This window comes from Bacteroides sp. 224 (assembly GCF_010500995.1).
In the GTDB taxonomy this organism is placed as follows: domain Bacteria; phylum Bacteroidota; class Bacteroidia; order Bacteroidales; family Bacteroidaceae; genus Bacteroides.
The window spans coordinates 1-20,764 of record NZ_QVMK01000033.1; the positions used below are offsets into that span (position 1 = coordinate 1).

19 protein-coding genes and 2 tRNA genes are annotated in these 20,764 nt (G+C 40.6%); 11 read left to right on the forward strand and 10 right to left on the reverse strand.

Annotation, left to right across the window (positions count from 1 at the left end; genetic code table 11):
• Positions 1-241 precede the first annotated feature (241 nt).
• Positions 242-1,267 carry a GNAT family N-acetyltransferase gene (locus D0T60_RS13950; RefSeq protein ID WP_163218723.1) on the forward strand — a complete coding sequence of 342 codons (1,026 nt, stop codon included), beginning with the start codon at positions 242-244 and terminating at the stop codon, positions 1,265-1,267.
• 16 nt (positions 1,268-1,283) lie between these two features.
• On the opposite strand, the gene D0T60_RS13955 is transcribed toward D0T60_RS13950, so the two are convergent.
• The 10 genes from D0T60_RS13955 to ribD form a co-directional block, all read right to left on the reverse strand.
• Positions 1,284-2,534 (reverse strand): glutamate-5-semialdehyde dehydrogenase, encoded by a 1,251-nt coding sequence (locus D0T60_RS13955; RefSeq protein ID WP_163218724.1) that lies wholly within the window; start codon positions 2,532-2,534, stop codon positions 1,284-1,286.
• 4 nt (positions 2,535-2,538) lie between these two features.
• Positions 2,539-3,621 carry a glutamate 5-kinase gene (proB, locus tag D0T60_RS13960; protein ID WP_163218725.1) on the reverse strand — a complete coding sequence of 361 codons (1,083 nt, stop codon included), beginning with the start codon at positions 3,619-3,621 and terminating at the stop codon, positions 2,539-2,541.
• Positions 3,622-3,730: 109 nt separating this feature from the next.
• Complete coding sequence (locus D0T60_RS13965; protein ID WP_163218726.1) at positions 3,731-3,958, reverse strand: DUF2007-related protein; 228 nt, start codon at positions 3,956-3,958, stop codon at positions 3,731-3,733.
• A gap of 74 nt (positions 3,959-4,032) precedes the next feature.
• On the reverse strand, positions 4,033-4,878 hold the full coding sequence (gene murI / locus D0T60_RS13970) for a glutamate racemase (protein WP_203558347.1): 846 nt from the start codon (positions 4,876-4,878) through the stop codon (positions 4,033-4,035).
• Between the two features lie 89 nt (positions 4,879-4,967).
• Positions 4,968-5,483: an OmpH family outer membrane protein gene (locus D0T60_RS13975; RefSeq protein ID WP_163218727.1), complete on the reverse strand. Its 516-nt coding sequence runs from the start codon at positions 5,481-5,483 to the stop codon at positions 4,968-4,970.
• A gap of 55 nt (positions 5,484-5,538) precedes the next feature.
• Positions 5,539-6,054, reverse strand: a complete 516-nt coding sequence (locus D0T60_RS13980; RefSeq protein WP_163218728.1) for an OmpH family outer membrane protein — start codon at positions 6,052-6,054, stop codon at positions 5,539-5,541.
• 24 nt (positions 6,055-6,078) lie between these two features.
• Positions 6,079-8,712 carry an outer membrane protein assembly factor gene (locus D0T60_RS13985; protein ID WP_163218729.1) on the reverse strand — a complete coding sequence of 878 codons (2,634 nt, stop codon included), beginning with the start codon at positions 8,710-8,712 and terminating at the stop codon, positions 6,079-6,081.
• Positions 8,713-8,748: 36 nt separating this feature from the next.
• On the reverse strand, positions 8,749-9,477 hold the full coding sequence (locus D0T60_RS13990; RefSeq protein WP_370524589.1) for an isoprenyl transferase: 729 nt from the start codon (positions 9,475-9,477) through the stop codon (positions 8,749-8,751).
• 5 nt (positions 9,478-9,482) lie between these two features.
• Positions 9,483-10,781 (reverse strand): DUF6242 domain-containing protein, encoded by a 1,299-nt coding sequence (locus D0T60_RS13995; protein ID WP_163218730.1) that lies wholly within the window; start codon positions 10,779-10,781, stop codon positions 9,483-9,485.
• Positions 10,782-10,924: 143 nt separating this feature from the next.
• Positions 10,925-11,968: a bifunctional diaminohydroxyphosphoribosylaminopyrimidine deaminase/5-amino-6-(5-phosphoribosylamino)uracil reductase RibD gene (gene ribD, locus D0T60_RS14000; protein WP_163218731.1), complete on the reverse strand. Its 1,044-nt coding sequence runs from the start codon at positions 11,966-11,968 to the stop codon at positions 10,925-10,927.
• 192 nt (positions 11,969-12,160) lie between these two features.
• Between ribD and prmC the strand changes: the two genes are divergently transcribed.
• The 10 genes from prmC (at position 12,161) to D0T60_RS14050 (ending at position 20,398) form a co-directional block, all read left to right on the forward strand.
• Positions 12,161-12,991 carry a peptide chain release factor N(5)-glutamine methyltransferase gene (prmC, locus tag D0T60_RS14005; protein WP_163218732.1) on the forward strand — a complete coding sequence of 277 codons (831 nt, stop codon included), beginning with the start codon at positions 12,161-12,163 and terminating at the stop codon, positions 12,989-12,991.
• Positions 12,988-13,437 carry a regulatory protein RecX gene (locus tag D0T60_RS14010; protein WP_163218733.1) on the forward strand — a complete coding sequence of 150 codons (450 nt, stop codon included), beginning with the start codon at positions 12,988-12,990 and terminating at the stop codon, positions 13,435-13,437. The genes prmC and D0T60_RS14010 overlap by 4 nt, the downstream gene beginning before the upstream one ends.
• A 66-nt stretch (positions 13,438-13,503) precedes the next feature.
• Positions 13,504-13,941, forward strand: a complete 438-nt coding sequence (locus D0T60_RS14015) for a DUF6078 family protein (RefSeq protein ID WP_163218734.1) — start codon at positions 13,504-13,506, stop codon at positions 13,939-13,941.
• Between the two features lie 356 nt (positions 13,942-14,297).
• Positions 14,298-16,397 carry a BT4734/BF3469 family protein gene (locus tag D0T60_RS14020; protein ID WP_163218756.1) on the forward strand — a complete coding sequence of 700 codons (2,100 nt, stop codon included), beginning with the start codon at positions 14,298-14,300 and terminating at the stop codon, positions 16,395-16,397.
• 228 nt (positions 16,398-16,625) lie between these two features.
• Complete coding sequence (gene pyrE, locus D0T60_RS14025; RefSeq protein WP_163218735.1) at positions 16,626-17,270, forward strand: orotate phosphoribosyltransferase; 645 nt, start codon at positions 16,626-16,628, stop codon at positions 17,268-17,270.
• Positions 17,267-17,680 carry an SRPBCC family protein gene (locus D0T60_RS14030; RefSeq protein ID WP_163218736.1) on the forward strand — a complete coding sequence of 138 codons (414 nt, stop codon included), beginning with the start codon at positions 17,267-17,269 and terminating at the stop codon, positions 17,678-17,680. The genes pyrE and D0T60_RS14030 overlap by 4 nt, the downstream gene beginning before the upstream one ends.
• An 11-nt stretch (positions 17,681-17,691) precedes the next feature.
• On the forward strand, positions 17,692-19,029 hold the full coding sequence (argH, locus tag D0T60_RS14035; protein WP_163218737.1) for an argininosuccinate lyase: 1,338 nt from the start codon (positions 17,692-17,694) through the stop codon (positions 19,027-19,029).
• A 110-nt stretch (positions 19,030-19,139) separates the two neighbouring features.
• Positions 19,140-20,156 carry an aldo/keto reductase gene (locus D0T60_RS14040; RefSeq protein ID WP_163218738.1) on the forward strand — a complete coding sequence of 339 codons (1,017 nt, stop codon included), beginning with the start codon at positions 19,140-19,142 and terminating at the stop codon, positions 20,154-20,156.
• 67 nt (positions 20,157-20,223) lie between these two features.
• Positions 20,224-20,296 (forward strand) — tRNA-Gly (locus tag D0T60_RS14045).
• 18 nt (positions 20,297-20,314) lie between these two features.
• A tRNA-Leu gene (locus D0T60_RS14050) sits at positions 20,315-20,398 on the forward strand.
• The last annotated feature ends 366 nt before the right edge of the window (positions 20,399-20,764 follow it).

The following is a 20,764-nucleotide window of genomic DNA, read 5'->3' on the forward strand; positions in this document are numbered from 1 at the left end:
AATGAAAAAGGTCAACCTAGTTTATAACTAAGTATAAACCGAGGCAACCAATTCTATTAATAAGACTGAAAGTAGTCAACTAAAAACGTTAACATACAGTTGAGAGTTTTGCCAAGCCCGCGGCACAGCTGTGCCAAGCACGTGGCACAACTGTGCCACAAGCATGGCACTGTCGTGCCACGCGCTTGGCACAAAGTAGATCTCTTTACTTTTTCAATTTGAACCCCAAACTTAAGAGCCAATGAATATCAAAGAGCAGGTAAAAGAACTGTGGCGAACATGTTTCAATGACAGCGAAGAGTTTATGGATCTGTACTTTACGCACAGGTTCAACGATGATGTAAATGTTGTTATTGAAAAGGAAGGCAAAATAACTTCTGCCTTGCAAATGATTCCTTACCCCATGACTTTATGGGGAGACATTGTACAAACTTCTTATATTTCCGGTGCCTGCACATGTCCGGACTCCCGTGGAAAAGGTGCAATGAAAGAGTTGCTTTCTTTATCTTTCCACCGAATGGTTCAAACTGGCGTATCGCTCAGCACGCTGATTCCTGCCGAGGCTTGGCTTTTTGAGTATTATGCCCGCATGGGCTATGCTTCAATCTTCAGATATAGCCTCCGTAATTTAGATGCATCTAAGATGGTACTATCTCTTGGGGAGTATCAACTAAGCATTTCCGAAACTTATAATAAACAGGTATTCGATTATTTTAATCAAAAGATGCAGGAGCGTTCTTGCTGCATTCAGCATACCGAAGCTGATTACAAAGTAATACTTGCCGATCTTATTCTTTCGGGAGGTACTACGGTTACAGCTTATCAACAGGGTAAAGTTGTTGGAGTTGCTTTTGTTTTGCCGGAAGAAGGAGAAACTTTATTCGTTAAAGAGTTATTGGCAGATAGTGCGGAAATAGAAAATCATTTGTTATATGAAGGTTGCCAAACCTATAAATGCAAGAAGATTTCTATAATAACTCCTGCTGCCGAAGAGGATGCTCCGCAACTGCTTTTAGGAATGGCTCGCATCATTCTTGCTAAAGACATCTTGCAAAGATACGCGGCAGCTTATCCGGATTTAGAAATGAATATCGAACTTGTAGACAACCAACTACCGGAGAATAGTGGATATTATCGTATAGCAAGTGGTAAATGTGTTTTCGATAAAGAAAAAGCTCCCGCAATTTATCATCAGATGACTATTGGGGAGCTTACTAAGACTGTATTTGATAAGCTTAATGCTTATATGAGCCTGATGTTGGATTGAAAGAAAAGAACATCCTCTATTTTCTTATTTGTCCATTCCCTTCAACAATCCATTTATAAGATGTAATTTCTTCCAGTGCCATAGGGCCTCTGGCATGTAACTTCTGTGTACTGATACCAATTTCGGCACCTAACCCAAACTGCGCACCATCTGTAAAGGCTGTAGATACATTGACGTATACACAAGCAGCATCTATTGCACGAATAAATAAGTCTGCATTTGCTTCGTTTTCAGTAACAATACATTCGCTATGTTTAGAACTGTGGGTGGTGATGTGTTCCATAGCTTCTTTTTGTGAAGCCACAGTTTTTATGGACATGGTGTAGGATAAGAATTCCGTACCATAGCTTTCTGCTGTAGCCTGTTTTAGTAAGTCAACAGGGTAATGCCCTTCCAGTGCTTCGAATGCCTGGGGATCTGCATAGATTATCACCTCTTTATCCGGCAGTTCCTTGCAGAGAACAGGAAGATCGGATAAACGGCTGGCATGAACGATTAAGCAATCCAATGCATTGCATACGCTTACCCGGCGAGTTTTGGCATTGAAAACGATGGCGGCTCCTTTGGCAGTGTCGCCATATTCATCGAAATAGGTATGGCAAATACCTGCTCCTGTTTCAATAACAGGGATGGTAGCATTCTCACGTACAAAGTTAATCAGGTTACTGCTACCTCTGGGTATAATCAGATCGACATAACCTACTGCATGTAATAGTTTTCCGGTAGACTCTCTGTCGGGTGGTAGAAGAATCACTACATTCGGATTTATATTGAATCTCTTTAATACAGATTGTATCAAAGTAACAATGGCTGTGTTAGAGTCATAAGCATCGGTGCTACCCTTTAAGATACAGGCGTTTCCGCTCTTAAAGCAGAGAGAGAAAACATCAAAGCTGACATTAGGACGCGCCTCATATATAATACCAATTACTCCAAAAGGAACACTTACCTTTCTGAGTTTCATGCCATTAGGACGAGTTTCTTCCTTTAGAACTTTTCCAAGAGGAGAGGGCAGGGTTGCTACATTACGAATATCGGCAGCTATATCTTGCAAACGTTCTTCGGAAAGAAGTAAACGGTCGTACTTGGGATTCTCTTTGTCCATTCTTGCAAGATCTTTTTTGTTTTCTGTAAGAATAGCCGGAATATGACTAACGGTAGCATCTGCTAATGCATTTAGTACTTCATTGATTTGCTCATTGCTAATCAGGTTCAGCTCACGAGATGCAATGCGAGCGGCGTTGAATGTTTCTTTAAAGTAATCCATAATTCTACTCTAAACAAAGATAATTATAATGTACGATAGCTTTTTTGCCATGTTTGCCTATTAAGGCTCTGGCTTGTTCGGAACTATAGCTGCTACGTCCCACACCTATTTGGCGTCCTGAAGCATCTATAATGCGAACGATATCATCTTTCTCAAATTCTCCTTCAATACGTGTAATGCCTATGGGGAGGATGCTGACAGCCCGATCGGAGTTCAGCACTTCCGTAGCGCAGTCGTTTATGTGTATTTCTCCTTTGGCGAATCCTTCGCTATGCGCAATCCATTTCTTGACGCTGGATACAGTTGTTTGAGCCGGAATAAAACGAGTGCATAGAGTTGTCTCCGGATGTTCAATCAGATCAATCAATATATTCTCTTTCTTGCCATTCGCTATAATAACAGTGATGCCTTCATCAGCTACTTTACGAGCGATGTTGCTTTTGGTGGTCATTCCCCCCCGTCCCAAACCCGAACGAGAAGGTTGTATATAAGAGGATAAATCTTTTCCTTGTTCTATCTCCCGAATAACGGAGGAAGAAGGATCGGAGGGAGGGCCATCATATATTCCGTCGATATTGCTTAATATAATGAGTGCTTGTGCATCCATCATAGCAGCGATCAGCCCTGACAGTTCATCATTGTCAGTAAACATCAGTTCGGTTACTGAAATCGTATCATTCTCGTTCACTATGGGAATGACTCCGTTTTCAAGCATAACCGTCATACAATTACGTTGATTCAAATAATGGCGGCGGGTACCAAAGTTCTCTTTGGTGGTTAATACCTGTCCAACAGGGATACCATGTTCGCGGAATAATTCGTAATATCGATTGATAAGTTTGGCTTGTCCTACAGCAGAAAAAAGTTGGCGTTGAAGTACGTTATCCAGTTTCTTGGATGTTTTTATTTCACTTCTACCGGAAGCTACTGCACCGGAAGATATCAGAATGATTTCTATACCGGATTTATAAAGCTCTGCCACCTGATCTGTTATGGCTGACATACGGGTAACATCTAACGTTCCATCTTGGCGCGCAAGTACGTTACTTCCTATCTTTATTGCAACTCGTGTTAGCTTTTTCTTCATTTTGCTGACAATTTGAATTGCAAAGATAGCGAATAATTGAGAATTAGGAATTAGGAATTAGGAATTAAGTGTAGTATAGTCACCCGAATTCCTAATTCCAAATTCCTAATTATTCCTTTTCTTGTTCGCGGTTTCTGATTACTTCCATAGCGGATTCATAATCATCCTGATTCACAAGCACTGTTACTTCCTGACTAATATAGGGTGCAATTGTAGTCAAAAGACCATCTTTAAGTGCAGCCTGTATGCCATTACTTTCGAGTAAACCTTTGATTAATTCGGTTTCCCACGGAGAACCATTGAATACTTCTACTAAAGGGGCATCTTTTTCTTTCATAATGGTAAGTTTTATGAAGTTAGGTTATATACAAATATAACAAAAAAATGCCATAAAGGTTGTATCTGCAATGATTATTCAAGCGATATCCTTTGTACTTCTATATTCTCGTTCAGGAAGATAGAAGCAGACTCGCTGAACTTGTCTGCGGCTTCCGTAGTATAGAATAATCGTTTCCCTTCTTTGGTACACTTGGCATCCATTTCGGGGTGTCTATGAAAATAGTCTTTCAGGCTACGTGCCACATATTCTCCTTGGGCTACAATTGTTACCCCTTCAGGCACAAAGCGTTTTATCTTATGTAAGAGCAACGGATAATGTGTACATCCCAGAATAATGGTGTCAATTTCATGATCTTTATGCATCAGATTATCAATATGCTTCTGCACAAAGTAATCGGCTCCCAAACTTTGGGCTTCATTGTTTTCTACTAAAGCTACCCACATAGGGCAAGCTTCGCCACTTACTTGAATATCAGGGTATAACTTATGAATTTCGAGCGGATAGGATTCCGATTTAATAGTTCCGGTAGTGCCTAACACTCCAATATGCCTGCTTTGTGTAATGGCACCTATACTCTCTACTGTGGGGCGAATTACTCCTAATACTCTACGTGCCGGGTCAATATTGGGCAAATCATTCATCTGTATGGTACGTAGTGCTTTAGCCGAAGCTGTATTACAAGCCAATATAACCAAATGACATCCCATCTCAAAAAGTTTATTCACAGCTTGCAGCGTAAATTCATAAACAATTTCAAAAGAACGGGTGCCATAAGGAGCACGGGCATTATCTCCCAAATAAATATAGTCGTATTCAGGAAGTAACTCTTTAATTTTGCTGAGAATGGTTAATCCTCCATAACCGGAGTCGAACACTCCAATAGGACCAGGTGCCTGGGATAGATTTTCTTTTATCATTTGTCTTTTGCAGGTTGATAAAGAAAAACGCGGATAGAACGAATTGGCGCTCCATCCGCGTTATCCGCGTTTATTATTAAAAGTATGTATTACTTAATACCTAATTTAGTTTTAACAGCAGCTGTTACATCTGTACTTTGGCTATCGTTGATATAAGGTATAGATGTTCTTGCAATGTCAAAAATGTAAATATAGCTACCATCTTGACCTACAGCTTTGATTGCATTTTCTAACTTTTGATAGATAGGCATCATCAATTCGCTTTGTTTCTTTTCCATACTTTGTTGAGCATCTATCTGAAATTGCTCTTGTCTCTGCATCATTTCCTGAAGTTCATTTTGTCTTCTTTCAGCAATGTTTGCCGGCAATGATTCTTCGGCCATAGCTTTCTGGAATTCCTGATATTTCTTTTGGAACTCTTCGTTAGTACGTTGAAGCTCATTTGTTAATTGTTTGTTTAAAGCTTGTAGATCTTCTTGTGCTTTTGTGAATTCGGGCATAGCCGTAATAACTTCTTGTGAATTAACATGACCGAATTTAAGCGTTTGTGCAAATACACCCATCGGTAAGATAAGCATTAATGCAAGTGTGATTTTTTTCAACATAGTTCTTTATTTCTTATTATTAGTGATTGTTTTTATTAGATGCAAATGTATGAAATTAATTTGAATATCCTAATTTTGCTAATACTTCGTTGCTGATATCAATACGCGGAGAAGCGAAAATTACGCTCGATGCCGACGCTCTGTCTACAACAGCAGAGTATCCATTTTGCTCAGCTAATGCTTTAACTGCTTCGTATATAGCATTATTTATAGGAGTCAACAACTTTTCTCTCATCTTGTACAGTTCTCCTTCCGGGCCGAAGTAAGCGCGTTTTAGCTCATTAACTTCTTTCTCTTTAGTAATGATTGCGTCTTCTTTTTGCTTTCTTTGCGATTCGGACAAAGAAGACATTTTAGCCTGGTAATCTTTGTATAGCTCTTCTGCTGTTTTAGCAACAGCTTCTATTTCGCTTTGCCACTTCTGAGCAGATGCATCCATTTGCTCGGAGGCTTGTTTATATGCCGGTATTGCTTCGAGAATGTATTCTGTGTCAATGAAAGCAAACTTTTGTGCTTGGGCAGCCATGCTTACGCCCAGCATCAGCATAATGAATAGAACAGATTTTCTCATAATGTTTAGTTTTTAGTGAAACAATTAGAATTCCTGACCCAATACAAAGTGCCATTGTGAACCACTATATTGTTTAGAGCCATTTATCTTATCGAAACCATAAGCCCAGTCAATACCCATCATACCAATCATAGGTAAGAATATACGAACACCAACACCGGCAGAGCGTTTCAGATCAAACGGATTGAATTTGCTTACATCATGCCATGCATTACCTGCTTCCAGGAAGGTAGACATATAGATACTTGTAGAAGGCTCAAGCATCAAAGGGTATCTCAATTCCAAACCTAAACGAGAGTATGCGTATCCGGCAGAATTACGAGTTGGAGTTAATGAACTGTTTTCGTAACCACGAAGGGCAATACTTTCAGTAGCATAACTTGAATAACCGGTCATACCATCTCCCCCCATATCGAATGTTTCGAATGGTGATTTCTTGTTTTTATCATAGTGTCCAATCAAACCGTATTCTACACGAGTCATGATAACCGGAGTTTTCTTAGCGCCTGTCAATGCCATATAGGTTTTTGATTTGAATTTCCACTTGTGGTATTCTACCCATTTGTGCATTTTGTTAACATCATCCTGATTATTCAGGTCATATTTGCTATAATCTCTACCATCAAACAAAGAGTAAGGAGGTGTGAGTTGAGCAGACAAAGTAAATTCAGATCCTTGACGAGGGAATATTGGATTGTCTATAGAACTTCTTGATAAAGTAAGATTTAAACTGACGTTGTTACAGTTACCATCTGTTACCGGGAAGTATAACCACTCGCTCAAGATATATTTCTGATAAGAAAGCTCAGCTGAGAATGTAAAGAAGTCATCCGGCCATTTCAAACGTTTACCCCACATAACCGACAGACCGAACATCTTAACGGATTTATCCGGGTCGTAATAGTTCTCATAGTTATTATAACCATAGTTGTATGAACCATAACCGCCATAACCACTGTAATAGCTGTTGTAGTAGTTGTTCATATAAGAATCGTTGTAATAACGGCTACTAATATCTGTTTGCAGTGAGAAATAAGCCGATACAGAGAATGAATTCGGGCGTTTTCCACCAAACCAGGGATCAAAGAAAGAAATGCTATACTGTTGGTAGTAATCGGCATTGGTTTGACCACTGATGGTCAGTGTTTGTCCGTCTCCTTGTGGAAGAATACCTCTGTGGTTTTCTCCCGGGTGTAATAAGTTGGCTAAAGAGAAGTTTGTAAACTTCAAACTCAACTTACCAATCACCCCGGTTTGTCCCCATCCGGCAGAGAACTCAATCTGGTCATTAGCCTTTGAAGCAAGGTCATAAGCAATATCTACAGTACCGTTTACTGGGTCTGGTTGAATGTCGGGGCTGATATTTTCCGGGTCGAAGTGTCCCATCTGCTGAATTTCACGCATGGAACGCATCAAGTCTTCTTTGCTGAATAATTCTCCGGGACGTGTACGAAGTTCGCGACGAACCACATTTTCATATAGACGATCATTACCATTGATCTTTACTCTATTGATGGTAGCTTGGCGACCTTCCACGATTCTCATTTCCAAATCAACAGAGTCGTTTTGGATATTCACTTCTACCGGGTCTAATTGATAGAACAGATAACCGTTGTTGTAGTAGAGGTTACCAATAGCATCATCATCTGTAACAGTACGCTCTGTGAGTAGCTTTTGGTTATAAACATCGCCTTTCTTCATACGAAGTAGCTCGTTCAGGTCTTCGGAGTGATAGAGTGTATTACCAATCCAACTGATATTGCGGATGTAATATTTGTCACCTTCTTCAACCTCGATGTACACATCTACTGTTCTTTCGTCGAAGTTGCTTACACTGTCTGTTACAATACGTGCATCACGATATCCTAATTCGTTATACTTGTCTATAATATGCTGTTTGTCGGCCAGATAGTTTTCGGGAACAAATTTCTTGGTACGGAACAGGTTCTTAAGCTTACCTTTCTCGTTTGTTTTCTTCATTACCCGTTTGATCTTCGAATCTTTCAAAGCCTCATTGCCGGCAATGGTTATAGAATGTACTTTTACTTTTTCCTTTTTGTCTATATCAACATCCACAATTACTTGGTTTGCATCTTTAGGATCATCTTTTTGAAGAATGCTCACTTCTGCATTTTTAAATCCTTTTTCATCAAAGTATCTGTTGATAAGTAATTTAGCTCTGTCTATCATGTTAGGAGTGATTTGGCTTCCCTTCACCAAGCCTAACCGCATTTCCAGGTCTTCGCGTTCCGACTTCTTCACTCCACTGTATCGTATTTCCGATACCCTGGGGCGTTGAGCCAAAGATATTTTCAGATAGATTTTATTTTCTTCTATGCGTTCTGCTGTTATCTTTACATTAGAAAACAAACCATGTTTCCAATAACGCTGACAAGCCTGAGTGATTTCATCTCCGGGCACAGTAATTGTTTGACCAACAGATAAACCGGACAAACCTATAAGCACATAATCTTCGTAGTTGCTTACGCCTTCTACTTCAATTCCGCCAATTTCATATTTCTTGGGCGTTCCCGAATACAAAATAACCGGTTTAGATTGCTCATCATTCATCTTTACTGTCTCTTGAGCATAGGTCGGTATTGTAAAAAAGACCAAGCTGACGAACGCTGCGAATATGAGGGAAATACGATAATGCATTTATAATGTAAATTTGAGTTATATATTATTTCATTCTTAATTAACTTGTTCGCTGATTTTTCCGAATCTCCGTTCACGCTTTTGGTAGTTGTGTATGGCTTCGTAAAACGCTTCTTTTCTAAAGTCCGGCCAAAAGATATCGCAGAAATACAATTCAGAATAAGCACATTGCCACAATAGGTAATTGCTTAATCTGACTTCTCCTCCGGTACGAATCAATAAATCAGGGTCGGGCATAAAGTTGGTAGAGAGATAGGTAGCAAATGTTTGTTCATTAATACCATCAACCGACAATTTTCCTTGTTCTACCATCTTGGCAATTTGTGTGGCAGCTTCGGTTATTTCCCAACGAGAGGAGTAGCTAAGTGCCAACACTAAGCACATTCCGGTATTACCTGCTGTGCTCTCAATGCATGAGTTCAAACGCTCCAGCACTTTTGCCGGCAATTTAGTTGTATCTCCAATGATACGGAAACTTATATTGTTTTTAAGAAAAATCTCATCTTCAATAGAGTCCATCAACAATCCCATCAGGGCTGAGACTTCTTCTTCCGGGCGATTCCAATTCTCGGTAGAGAAAGTATATAAAGTAAGAAATTTGACGCCTAATCTTGCAGCCTCTTCCGCAATAACTCGCACGCTTTCTACACCAACTTGGTGCCCGTAGCTACGTTCTTTACCATGTTGTTTGGCCCATCGGCCGTTACCATCCATAATAATGGCTACATGGTTGGGTATATAGTCTAAATCAATTTCCGGCATCATAACTATTACTGTATCTTGAATGAAAGTTTATTGACACGTCCTCTCCAAGCCTCGTCTGTACCGGTTGAGCTGCTTCGGAAAATCCATAGATTATTATCTTCGTCAATGATGGTAGAATAATTATCTTCGTTTTCTTTCAACTCTTTAGGGAACATTACGTGTTTGGTTACAGGCTTCCATATCAGGCCATCAAGAGAAGTATAGAATGTACTGAGGTCTTCTCCGAATATGTAAAGTTGACCGGCATAATGCATAATGGTAGGCTGATTCATTGCCGGACAATAATAGCTTGATGCAGTATTTGATTCTGCCCAGTTTTTGCCATCAAAGCTAAACCATGGGAATGTTTTATTGGCTGATTTACCTACTACCATGTATTTATACATACCAGTATTAGTTTTATATACAGTAGAAGATAAGTTCTCTGTAGGGAAGCTGGCAGGTACTTTCTTTTGTAGTTCCCATTCTGTAGGAATGTTATTTCCATCAACTTTAGTAATAGCAAAGTAGGGAGTTCCATCTTTTGTTACTATACCTGCTATATAATTAGGGAAAGCTGCAATTAGAGTTACTACATTACCACTGATAGCCAAAGACACTTCCCAGGTGTCTCCATCTTCATCAGATTCATACACTTTTCCATCAGTACTTACTGCATAAAGTGTATTGTTGTAGTTGGTGATGGTTGATAATTTGATTTCTGTAGGTAAACCGGTTATGTTAAGCTCTTCCCACAACCAAGAGTTATTTTCATTAACTCTTCGCAATGCTGTTTCATTAGAGATGAATGTCAATAATTGATTGTTGAGCATAACCGATTTTTGTTCTCCTGTGGCTTTTCCGGCAGAGAATGATTCGGAAACTTGGCGCCATACCAATTCATCTGGTTCTTGTAAATGCCGACGAACTTCAATTTTATAGTCTTTTCTATGGTTCTGATCTTGTGATATTACTGATATCCTTAATGGTTCATCCATAGTTCTGGAAAAATCAAGAGAATCGGTAGTTGTAAATAGTGTGTCTGGATCTCCACTAAGAACATATCCAGAGTGAGACAATGTTTTAATAAGTATTTTATTGATAATCGTATCTGCTCTAAATGGCACAGAGTCTACATTATATATCAAACCATTCACCTGATCGATGGTAAATTTGTAAGTTACTCCATAAATGGTATCGAGTGAGAACGCCTTAATGGTATCATCCGAACTGTATTCGATATTATCGTTGGAGTCAAGGCATGAAGTTACAGCAAGTGTCAGAAACAGAGTACTTACAATGGCAGGTAAAAGCTTTATTTTCATTTCTTCGTGATGATTCTGATTATTTATCAAGTTGCAAAAATAGAAACTATTTTCGCTATATTGAACATTGGCAGCAAGTTTTATATAAAATTATAGATAATAACGGGCTTTTTATCGGCAAAAATCGCTACTATAGGGCTGAATCAGGCTTTTGGATTTAGGTAATGAAGTATGAAAACACCAAAATGCTGCTCTATGGAATAACTAATTTTATTGTTTATTTCAGGTGCTTTAACACCGGAATGCAGCGTTTTAGAGCTCTTTTCTACGAAAATTTCATTCCATAAACCCTCCTTGATGAAGGAGCTGAGTACCTTACTACCTCCTTCTACCAATAGAGTTTGAACTCCTCTTTGATAGAGATCGCCCATTATCTGTGGCAATGAATAGGAGACTGCATCCAGAGTGATGTATTTGATGTTCTTACTATCAGGATGCTCTTGAGTGGTATATACCAGTGTAGGGGTGCTTCCGTCAAATAGATGCAAAGAGGAAGGAAGGACGAGATTTCTATCCAAAACAATACGTATTGGACTTTTACCGGCCCAATTCCTGACTGTAAGTGAGGGATTGTCGAGGATTGCCGTTTGTGTGCCTACCAGTATGGCATCGGCTTCTGCTCGCCTTTTATGAACCAACATGCCGGTTAACGCCGTCGATAATTTGGCGGGGGTTCCTGCTGTGCGGGTAATATCCAGGAAGCCGTCGGCAGATTCTGCCCACTTTAATATAATGTAAGGACGTTGCTGTGTATTGCGTACAATGAAATGGGAGATAAGTTTTTTACATTCATCTTCCAGTACTCCTACGGTTACTTGTATACCTGCTTCGCGCAGCTTACGAATTCCTCGTCCGGCCACTTTGATAAATGGGTCTGCGCATCCTACTACTACTCGTGGGATGCCTTTTTCTATAATAAGGTCTGCGCAGGGAGGGGTTTTACCATAGTGAGAGCACGGCTCCAGGCTAACATAAATGGTGGACCGTTTAAGAAGCGAAGGATCTTCGACAGACTGAATGGCATTGACCTCCGCATGGGCCTCACCACATCTCACATGGTAGCCTTCGCCAATAATCTTGTCATCGCAAACGATAATGGCTCCTACCATGGGGTTGGGAGAAACGTTGTTGCGACCATTCGCAGCAAGTTGCAGGCAGCGCCGCATATATAGTATATCTTTATTCATAAAATATCAACTCAAAATGCATTGGCAAATGTACCTAAAAAGAATGATTAATAAACGAGTTGAATAAAAACAATTAATGAACACAGAGACACAAAGATACAGAGTTTATATTCTTTCTCTGTGTCTTTGTACCTCTGTGTTCGTTCTATTTATAGAGGAAATATAAAGAATAAATTAATATCTTTGCCGCTTATGTTTTTAAGAGAATATATATATAATGAATTGCAGGATGTCTATCCGCCGGAGGAATTAAAAAGTCTGGCGAAAATTATCAGCAAAGAGATCCTGCAGCTATCCGAGTTGGACTGCTATACCGGCAAATATGCTGATTTATTAACCGACAAGAGAGATCTCTTGCGCAATGCGATTCAGCGTTTACGGCAATTTGAACCCTTGCAATATATTCAAGGGTTGGCTCCCTTCTGTGGTTGGTTGTTTTGTGTAGCTCCGGGTGTTCTGATTCCACGCCCTGAAACCGAAGAACTGGCTGCACTTATCATCAAAGAGTCTTCAGCAGATAGCCGGATACTTGATATTGGTACTGGCAGCGGATGTATTGCGATTACACTCTCGAAGAATATACCCGGGGCTGTAGTTGAAGGGTGGGACGTATCGGAAAAGGCATTGAAGATTGCTCGAAGAAATAATGAAGAATTACAAGCTAATGTTTCTTTTTGCCTGGTTGATATACTGAATGATGGCATCGAAAACAAGACATTCGACATCATTGTGAGTAACCCTCCTTATATAACAGAAAAAGAAAAAGCTGATATGCACCCCAATGTGCTTAACTGGGAACCGGACCTGGCATTGTTTGTACCGGATAATGATCCGCTGTTGTTCTATCGTCGGATTGCCAAAGTGGGTAAGAACATGCTATCACCTAAGGGAAGGCTTTATTTTGAGATCAATCAATATTACAGCCAAGAAACAGCCCAAATGCTGGAAGATTTCGGATACAAAGATATACGGATTGTAAAGGATTTATTTGAGAACGACCGCATAATTACTGCTACCTTATGAAAGAAATAACCGAAAAAGAAGCTTTCAGCAGAATGGCCTCATACTGTTCTATGGCCGAGCATTGCTGCTCGGAAGTCATTGAGAAATTGAAAAAGTGGGAGTTGGCGACTGAACAGGTAGAGTGTATCATAAAAGCCTTGCAAGCAGAAAAGTATATAGATGAGGAACGCTATTGCCGAAGCTTTATAAATGATAAAATTCGTTTCTCTAAATGGGGAAAGCGAAAGATTGCCATGGCATTATACCAAAAGAGAATACCGGATGCTATTATTCAAAAGCATCTTAATGAGGTGGACGAAGAAGAATACCTTTCTATCCTGAAGCAACTACTGGAAGCCAAGAAGAAAAGCATCAAAGCGAAAGATGAATATGAATTCAGAGGTAAACTCTTTCGCTTTGCTATGGGGAGGGGGTTTGATGTGGAAGATGTGGAGAAGGTGAGGTGAAAACAGTAGCCGCCCATTTGCCAAACCACAAAGTTCTTCTTATTTTTGTAAACAAATCACCTTTTGATGGAAAACAATCTCGATTATCAATTAGTACCAGACTACTACGCGCATTGTTTAAATGAGCAATGTTCCCGCCGTTCGCAATGCCTGCGGCACTTAGTGGCGCAAGCCGACACATCACAACACAATGTGATACGTATTATAAATCCAAAGAGCATTCCTGCTGATACCAACAATTGCCCCTTCTTTAAAAGCAACCGGAAAATTCGCAAGGCCTGGGGTGTCAAACACCTGTTAGATAATGTGCCCTACAAAGATGGAAGCTCAATACGACAGCAGTTGATAGATTACTTTGGTAGAAATATGTATTACCACATTTACCGATTGGAGCGTGGGATACTTCCTGAAGAACAAGCATATATACAGAATGTGTTTCGTGCCAATGGCATAGCGGAGGAGCCACAGTACGAAAAATACACCGAAGAATATGATTTTAGGTAGCAGCTTGCAATTCCCCTCCCAGGATTTTGTTTTTCGCATTTTTGCCAGCACGCCAGCACGATCTGCTTGTATCTGATTGAAACAGAGCTAATTACAGCGTGCTGGCAACCCGTGCTGGCAGCGTGACGGCAAATTTGCCAGCACGCCCTAAAATCGGTAAAAATAATAGCTGTTCACGGTGATAACAAGAGGAGATTATATGTAACCAACTGTTTTATAGTACAAAACGGTTTGTTTTATACCGGAAAACAACTTGTTTGCTACCAGGAAACTGATTGTTTGCTACCGGCAAACTATTTGTTTTGAATAATAAAACAATTGAATTGATAGAACAAAACAACTGAAATTAAAGCATGATAAAGGTCACTCAACTAAGGCATAATAATGCTAATATAGCACTAAGTACACTGGATTTAGACACTTTTTTGCAGAAAATAGAGATGGAAACCAAAGAAAAACGCGTTTCTTCCTTTCGTTTACTGCTAAAAAGCAGTTTGCCCGGCATCTCCATAACAGAGGAAAACAAGCCGCCCCGAATACTGCCCGCCGCAGAATTCCGGAAAGTAAATGGCATCCAGCAACTAAAAAAGTACAATGGCATTGTGGAATTAACAGTGGGTCCCTTGTCCGGAAAGGCCGAAATAGCCCTTGTAAAGCGTGTGGCGTGGGAACAGCCACAAACGCGGCTGGTATTTACCGGCTCCAGTGGACGAACGGTAAAGATCTGGACTACCTTTACCCGACCCGACAACTCGCTTCCTACTACCCGCGAGGCTGCCGAGACTTTTCATGCCCATGCCTATCGGTTGGCGGTGAAATGTTATCAACCCCAAATACCTTATGATATCTTGTTGAAAGAGCCTAAGTTGGAGCAGTATTCGCGTCTTTCTTATGATCCTGAACCCTTGTACCGTCCGGATTCTATTCAATTTTACTTGGCACAACCTGTTGCCATGCCCGACGAACAGACGCATCGGGAAGCCAGGCAGGCCGAAAAGTCGCCCTTGTGGCGTGCCGTTCCGGGATACGAAACCGAAGAAGCTTGCATTATGCTGTTTCAGGCTGCTGTGCAAAAAACATATACCGAACTGTACGAAGCCGAAAATAACGGTGCAGGTTCTTTTGGAAGTGACCTGCAACCCGTCATCACCTGTTTGGCGGAGAACTGTTTCCGATCGGGTATTCCCGAAGAAGAAGCCGTGAAACGTACAAGCTTTCATTATTACATGCGTCTGAAAGAGGAAGTAGTTCGGCAGATAGTGCATAGTGTGTATATGGAGTGCAACGGATTCGGTACCCAAAGTTGTATGACCAAAGAGCAACGACTGGCTTTGCAGTTGGATGAATTTATGAAGCGACGCTACGATTTTCGTTACAATACCCAAATTGATGAGGTGGAATATCGGGAAAGGCACTCGTTCCGTTTTCGTTTCTCGCCCATCAACAAACGTACGCTGAACAGTATTTTGCTTGATGCACAACACGAAGGTATCCCCGTGTGGGATAGAGATGTAAACCGCTACATATACTCCAACCGGGTGCCGGTATTTAATCCGTTGGCAGAATATCTCTACAACCTTCCTCGTTGGGATGGGAAAGACCGCATTGCTGCATTGGCAAAGACCGTTCCCTGTCATAATCCACACTGGCCGTTGCTATTTCATCGTTGGTTTCTCAATATGGTGGCACACTGGCGAGGAAATACCGATAAGAGGTTTGCCAATAATGTTTCGCCTTTATTGGTGGGAGCGCAAGGTACGCGAAAGTCTACTTTCTGCCGCAACCTGATTCCGCCCGAACTACGTAGTTATTACACCGATAGTATAGATTTTTCGCAAAAACGCGACGCGGAACTGTCTCTGAATCGTTTCGCACTGATTAATATGGATGAATTCGACCAGATTACTCCCAAGCAGCAAGGCTTTTTGAAGCATATTTTGCAAAAACCGGTGGTCAATGTACGCAAGCCTCATGCCAGTTCTGTGCTCGAGATGAAGCGTTATGCCTCCTTTATTGCTACCAGCAACCAAATGGATTTGCTTACCGACCCTTCGGGTAGTCGCCGGTTTATTTGTATAGAAGTAACAGGCGTAATCAATGCCGGCCCCATCGATTACAATCAGCTTTACGCACAAGCCATGCACGAGATTGACGACGGTGAGCGTTACTGGTTCGATCAGCAAGATGAAGAAATTATGACTACTGCCAACCGTGATTTTGAGCAGGTTTCTACCGAAGAACAGCTCTTTTATCGCTACTTCCGCATGGCCGAAAATGACGACGAAGGCGAGTGGCTATCGCCGGCCGAGATTCTGAGGCGCATGAAGAAGCATAGTGGTATGCCACTTTCTGCCAGCAAGGTAAGTACATTCGGAAGGGTGTTGCGCAAGCACGAAATTCCTTCGCGGCGTACACGGTTCGGGGTGTTGTATCATGTGGTGGAGCAGGGGTTATAAGGAAAGAAGTGAATAGTGAAAAGTGAATAGTATAGATGTGAGCTTCGATCGGGAAGAAAGGAACTTAGGAGAATGGGAGATGGCTTAACTAAATATAATAACTAATGTGTTTTAGTAATTACAAGCTTACATTACATAAAACTTTTAGAAAAAAGATATCCCTTTTACTTTCCTTATTCATCTGATTTCTGTATTTTTGCATCGCATATTATTATATATCGATTAATTATGAAGACTTTAGAGAGATTATTTGCAGAAAAACTATTGAAGATAAAAGCGATAAAACTTCAGCCGGCGAATCCTTTTACCTGGGCTTCGGGTTGGAAATCACCTTTTTATTGTGATAATCGCAAAACATTATCTTACCCCTCTCTCCGTAATTTTGTTAAGATTGAAATCACTCGCCTTATATTAGAAAAGTTCGGGCAGGTAGATGCTATTGCAGGCGTTGCCACCGGAGCTATTCCACAAGGAGCATTGGTTGCCGATGCACTGAATTTACCTTTTGTTTACGTACGTGCCACCCCGAAAGATCATGGATTGGAAAATCTGATTGAAGGTGAATTACGTCCGGGAATGAAAGTAGTAGTAGTAGAGGATTTAGTATCAACAGGCGGAAGCAGCTTGAAAGCTGTAGAAGCTATTCGTCGGGATGGTTGCGAGGTAATTGGTATGATTGCTGCCTTTACCTATGGCTTTGATATAGCTGTGAAGAAATTTAAAGAAGCAAAAGTGCCTTTGGTGACATTAACGAACTATGAAGCGGTGCTTAATGTAGCTTTACAAACAGACTATATTGACGAAAGTGATGTGCCTACTTTGCAAGAATGGCGTAAAGATCCGGCTAACTGGCAACCAAGCAATAACGTATGACTAAAATAGAAAGCGCAGTTAAAACAATACCCTTTAGTAACGAACAGGTATACAATAAGCTATCGGATCTAAACAATCTGGAGAGTTTGAAAGATAAAATACCTGCCGATAAAGTACAGGATATTAGTTTTGATACAGATACACTGAGCTTCAGTGTATCTCCGGTAGGGCAAATAACCTTTAATGTGGTAGAAAGAGAACCTCATAAATGTGTTAAATTTGCTACGGTGCAATCTCCTATGCCCCTGAACCTTTGGATACAAATAGTGCCCATGACGGAAAGTGAATGTAAAATGAAACTTACTGTGGGTGTAGATGTGAATCCATTTATGAAAGGGATGATTCAAAAACCTCTTAAAGAAGGGTTAGAAAAAATGGCAGATGCTCTTGCCATGATACAATACGCTTAATCATCAAAGACATGTCTCAGAAACTTTGGGAAAAGAACGTCTCAGTAAACAAAGAAATAGAAAAGTTTACTGTGGGGCGCGACCGTGAATTAGATCTCTATCTTGCAAAGCATGATGTAATGGGGTCTATGGCTCATATCACTATGCTCGAAAGTATAGGTTTGCTAACAGCCGAAGAGCTGAAAGTATTACTTGCCGAGCTCCGGAAGATCTATAAAGAAGCCGAAGCCGGCGATTTTATTATTGAAGAAGGGGTAGAAGATGTGCATTCTCAAGTTGAACTGATGCTGACCCGTTCTTTAGGTGATGTAGGCAAAAAAATTCATAGTGGACGTTCTCGTAATGATCAGGTTCTTGTAGACCTGAAGCTGTTTACCCGTGCACAAATTAAAGAAGTAGCAGAGGTAGTAGAGGATTTGTTTCAAGTATTGATTACCCAAAGTGAGAAATACAAACATGTATTAATGCCCGGCTACACGCATCTGCAAATAGCCATGCCTTCGTCTTTCGGACTATGGTTTGGTGCTTATGCCGAAAGTCTGGTAGATGATATGATGTTTCTGCAAGCAGCTTATAAAATGTGCAACCGGAACCCATTGGGCTCGGCTGCCGGATATGGCTCTTCATTTCCATTAAATCGTACCATGACTACCGAACTGTTAGGATTTGATTCCATGAACTTTAATGTAGTGTATGCGCAGATGGGGCGTGGGAAGATGGAACGCAATGTGGCATTTGCGCTGGCAAGTATTGCCGGAACGATTTCGAAGCTGGCTTATGACGCTTGTCTGTATAATAGTCAGAACTTTGGTTTTGTTAAGCTACCGGATGATTGTACTACCGGCTCAAGCATTATGCCGCACAAAAAGAATCCGGATGTTTTTGAATTGACTCGTGCAAAATGCAATAAGTTGCAGTCGCTTCCACAGCAAATTATGATGATAGCCAATAATCTTCCTTCCGGCTATTTCCGCGATCTTCAAGTTATTAAAGAGGTGTTTGTTCCTGCTTTCGAAGAATTGAAAGACTGTTTGGAAATGACTACCTACATAATGAAGGAAATAAAAGTGAACGAGCATATTCTGGATGATGATAAATATTTGCTGATATTTAGTGTAGAAGAAGTAAATCGTCTGGCCCGAGAAGGCATGCCTTTCCGCGATGCATATAAAAAAGTTGGCTTAGATATTGAAGCAGGCAACTTTACGCATAATAAGCAAGTAGCCCATACCCATGAAGGTAGTATCGGAAATCTTTGTAATGAAGGCGTTTCTGTGCTTATGCAGAACGTGATGGATGGGTTTGACTTTGAACGGGCGGAAGCTGCTGAGAAAGCGTTACTGAAATAAGTGAAAATATAATTGAACCACAGATTTACGCAGATTTTAAATAAAATAATAATCTGTGCAAATCTGTGTAAATCTGCGGTTCAAAATAATATAAACAAATAGAACCTGATATGAACTATATCCCTTCCGAAACCCGCTATACCGACAAGATGCCTTATGAGTACTGTGGTAACAGCGGATTGCTGCTTCCCCGTATCTCTTTAGGATTGTGGCACAACTTTGGTGATGTAGACGACTTCGGCGTAGCCGGAGATATGATTAAATATGCTTTTGATGCCGGAATCACTCATTTTGATCTGGCTAATAATTATGGACCGTCTCCCGGATCTGCGGAGACTAATTTCGGCAAGATTCTCAAAAGAAACTTTTTAGGTTATCGGGATGAAATGATTATTTCCTCGAAGGCAGGGCACCTGATGTGGCCCGGACCTTATGGTGATGGTAGTTCTCGTAAGAACCTGATGGCAAGTATCAACCAAAGCCTGAAACGAACAGGTCTGGATTATTTCGATATTTTCTATAGTCATCGTTATGATGGTGTTACTCCTGTGGAAGAAACCATGCAAGCCTTAATTGATATAGTTCGACAAGGGAAAGCATTGTATGTTGGGATTTCCAAATATCCGGTCGATAAGGCTAAACAGGCTTATGGCATCCTAAAGAATGCAGGAGTTCCTTGCCTGATTCATCAAGATAGATACAGCATGTTTACTCGTGATGTTGAAAATGGAACATTGCAATCTGCTCACGAAGCAGGTGCAGGATTTATTGCGTTTTCTCCATTGGCACAGGGGATGCTGACTAATAAGTATCTATACGGCATTCCGGAAGGATCGCGTGCTGCCCGTGCCACCGGCTTCCTAAAGCGCGAACAAATATCAGAAGATAAAATTAGGGCAGCTCGTTCGTTAAATGAGTTGGCCGAAAGGAGAAACCAATCTTTAGCGCAGATGGCTTTGGCTTGGGTATTGAATAATGAATATGTAACTTCTGTTATAATAGGTGCAAGCTCTGTGCGTCAGTTGTCGGATAACCTCGATGCATTGAATAATAGCTCCTTTACTAAGGAAGAATTGGAGGCGATTAGTCAGATTTTGAGTACCGTAAATGGAAATATGCCTAAATAAAGTGAACTTTCAGCCTAAAAAGTTTGGCTGTTATATGAAATCCTTTTATCTTTGCACCCGTTAAAACGCGAAAGTAGCTCAGTTGGTAGAGCATAACCTTGCCAAGGTTAGGGTCGCGGGTTCGAATCCCGTCTTTCGCTCTCGATCTTTTATATGTTGCTCGAATGGTGGAATGGTAGACACGAAGGACTTAAAATCCTTTGGCCATAACGGCTGTGGGGGTTCAAGTCCCCCTTCGAGTACACTAAGGGACGGATGGGGTTTTTCTCTATCCGTCTTTTCTTTTTTATATTGGTATTTCGCTGATTTTAAGGGGTTTATAACGAAGAAAGGATTCACCTTATTAGGTTCAATAACCTCATTATTTTTATTGTATTGAAAACCGTTAGGAAAAAGCATTTCTTGCATTTTTCTTTTTCCGCTTAAGCCTTGTAATCTCCACATTTCCAATAAGTTGTTTCGTAGATGGAGGCTATAATCAAGAAATTTATCTAGGTTCAATAATTCCAAATCAATATTCTGATATTCCTTTTGAATTTCGATGATTTCTTTTTCTAGTCTGTCCATTACTTTTTGGCATATCTCTCTTTGTTTAGTACTTGTGGCAA